2 protein-coding genes are annotated in these 3,225 nt (G+C 59.6%); both read left to right on the top strand.

Annotated features, from left to right (window positions below; genetic code table 11):
• A partial coding sequence (locus VN887_03730) for a glycosyltransferase family 2 protein (protein HXT39113.1) occupies window positions 1-2,302 on the top strand: 2,302 nt, incomplete at its 5' end.
• A 206-nt stretch (window positions 2,303-2,508) separates the two neighbouring features.
• Window positions 2,509-3,225 (top strand): endonuclease/exonuclease/phosphatase family protein (locus VN887_03735; protein ID HXT39114.1); only part of this gene is annotated, 717 nt, incomplete at its 3' end.

The raw sequence follows: 3,225 nt of genomic DNA on the forward strand, positions 1-3,225 counted from the left end.
CATGCGATTGAACGAGGTGCCCCGAATCCGGGAGTACGCCATCATCGCCATCCATGACGCTGAGGATGTTGTCCACCCGCTCGCGCTGAAGGTGTACAATTATTTTGTCCCGGGCGATTATGACATGGCGCAACTGCCGGTGTTCGCGCTGGAACTGCCGGTCTGGAGATACTGGGCTGGGAACACGTATATCGACGATTTTGCGGAGTTGCACACGAAGGACCTGTTCATCCGGCAGAGCATTGGAGGCATCGTGCCGTCGGCGGGGGTTGGAACCGCCTTTTCCAGGAACACGCTGGAGCACCTGTCCGCGGCCAATGAAGGCGATCCGTTCCTGATCGGCAACCTGACGGAAGATTACGAGATCGGCATTCGGGTCAAACGCGCGGGTTTTCGCACGGGCGTGGTCAATTACCCGGTTGACCGCATCATCCGCCGCAAGCAGCGCGACGGTTCGCTCGGACCGCCTCAAACCGTCACCGAAATCGTGGCGATTCGAGAGACATTCCCGCGCACGTTCATGGCCGCCGCCCGCCAGCGGTCGCGCTGGATACTGGGCATTTCCTTCCAGACCTGGGAACAGACCGGATGGGCAGGCACACTGCCGATGCGATACACACTGCTGCGGGACCGGCGCGCCCCGCTGACGCACTTCATCAACATGATCGGCTATCTCGTGCTCGCGGTTATCTTGCTGCAATGGCTGTTCCGGCAAACGCCCTACGCCGCGCAATTTTATGTGCGGCCCCTCTTATTGCCGGACTCGCTCCTGTGGAAGATTGCCATCGTGGACACATGGCTGCTCGCGTATCGCGGGGTGCAAAAGGTCATCAGCGTCTATACCATTTATAATCTGAAACAGGCGGTCTTCTCGCTCCCGCGGGTCGTTATCGGCAACATCATCAATTTTTTCGCCACCGTCCGCGCCGCCAAAACCTATCTTGCGTACAAAATGTTCGGCAGACCTTTCGTCTGGCACAAGACGGCGCACGTTTTTCCGGGCGAAGCAGAGCTGAGCGAATACAGGAAAACGATCGAAGACCTGCTTGTCGAAGAGGGCCTGGCCACGCGCGAACAAATATTCCAGGCGTTGAAGATGGGAAAGTCCGGTTCTGCGCCGCTCTGCCTGTTACGCCTCGGCCTGATCAACGAAGAACAATTCACCGAAGTCTGGGCAAAACACTCCGGCCTGGACGTTCAGTTCGTCAATCCGTTCAACATTCCAGACGGCTTGTTGCGGCGTTTTTCCGAAGAACAATCCCTCCGGACAGAAGCGATTGGAGTTGCTGGGAACGACGGCCGGACGCGCATGGCGTTTCGTGAGCCGCCTACGTCCGAACAACTTGAACGGCTGGCGCGCGAGCTGGGCACGAACATAAAGCCGGTGCTGGCCCGCCCCTCGAGCATCGCGTTCGCCCGCAATCGCGCCTATCCAAGACTGGTTCTGCCCGCGTCGCCGATTCTCGCCTGCTCACAAATGTTCCAGCAGGCGGCCGCCGTGGAGGCTGGCGTCTTGCTCGAGGCATTGAGCAGCCAGCACGCCGCCCATCGCAGCCTGCCGGACATGATGGTGGACATGGGGATGCTTACCGAAACTCAGGCCCGCCGTGTCTGGGCCGAGAGCCTCGGCTGTCTGCCTTCCGAGCCGGCTGGAATGACACTCAATCAGGATCTCTACCGGAAGGTCGGGCCGGTCTTCTGGTGGCTGCACCGGTTGCTGCCCGTGGGCGAGCATACGATTTGCGCGGGCGCCACACCGCACCCGGATATGATCGAGTGGTTGACGACGAAGATCTGGGTGCGGCCCGAGCTGGTCGCCGATCTGCCCAACAGGATTGAACTGGCGGCTCGGCGGCTCGGCGTGGAAATTGACCCGGACCAGGTGTTTTACGACCACTTGCTGGCAAAGGGTATTTTGCGCAAAGAGGATTTGCCTGATCTTGCCACGTTGCGGTCCATTGTCGCCGAACCCCTGTCCAGCTGGCTCCTGCTGCAAAAGCTCCTTACCGAAGAACAGTTGCACCAGATTTTTCTGGAAATCGCGCAGTTGCCCGCGGTGACGGGATGGAAACCGGAGGAGGTCGGCCGCCTGCTGCCGGCTCTTCCACCGGGTTTCCCGGCGGAAACCGGCTGCTATTGTCTGGAAGCGTCGGAACGCGGCGTTCGCATCGGGCTGGCACAGTTGCCGTCCGTGCAAACACTCCGTGAGATTCACGACCGTTTGGCGGGCTATCCGATCCTCTTCCACGCGCTGACCTACGTGGACGCGGTCAAACTCCGACATCTGGCATCGAAGGACTGAAGAACCCCGTATTTGCGCGACCCATTGAAAATCTCAAAGGCGGCCGCAGGCTTTGCGCCTTTCAACTCATCACTGACTTGCCGGCCCGAGTCCGGCATTCCGCTTTACAGGCACTGCGGGGAAACCTACGCTGCCTGTCACGGAACTCATGCCTGTGAATGTATGAGCAGTCGGCGCAACGACCACTCAACTGAAGTTGGCCTTCTATGCGCCATCTGATCGTCCTGCTGCTCGTCACCTTCTTTGCCACGTGTCGCGGCTTCTCCGGTCAGATTCGCGTGACGACCTGGAAACTTTCTGTTCCGTCGAATAACTCGCGGGGCGACTCATCAATCGAGGCCGAGGAAAAGCCGCTTCGAGATGCTGCGGCGACGTTGAGGAGGCTCGATCCCGATGTGGTCCTCTTGCAGGGTGTGCGCGACGCCCGGTCCTGCAATCGGCTCGCTGAACTCTTGAGACCGGTGCGGTATTACGTGCTTGTGTGTTCCGCGTTTCCGAGCGCGGCCACAGGCGGCGTTTCACGGGAACAAGTCGCCATTCTGTCCAAGCGGGCCGCGTTTGGCGCATGGGCCGAGAGTTGGAGGAAGGAGGGAACCGTCGAACCGCCAGGAGGCTTCGCGTTCGCAGCCATACGGTTTGACGAGGTGGACGTCGGTTTCTACGCAGTGCAGATGAAGGACAACCAGACTCGCGGCAACATCGAACGCGAAACACAGTTGAATATCCTGAAGCGTGAACTGTCGGCCCGGCAACTTGTGCGCCACGTGGCCGCGGTGGACGGCAAGATAACAAATCCGGAGAGGGCCTTCGTCATCGGCGGCGATTTCAACACCAACCCGGACCAGGACCTCTTTGTGACGGAGAGCACTTTTCAATCTCTCAAAGACGCGGGGTTCACCAATCTCTTTCAGAACATTCCGCTG

The organism is Candidatus Angelobacter sp., assembly GCA_035607015.1.
Lineage (GTDB): Bacteria > Verrucomicrobiota > Verrucomicrobiia > Limisphaerales > AV2 > AV2.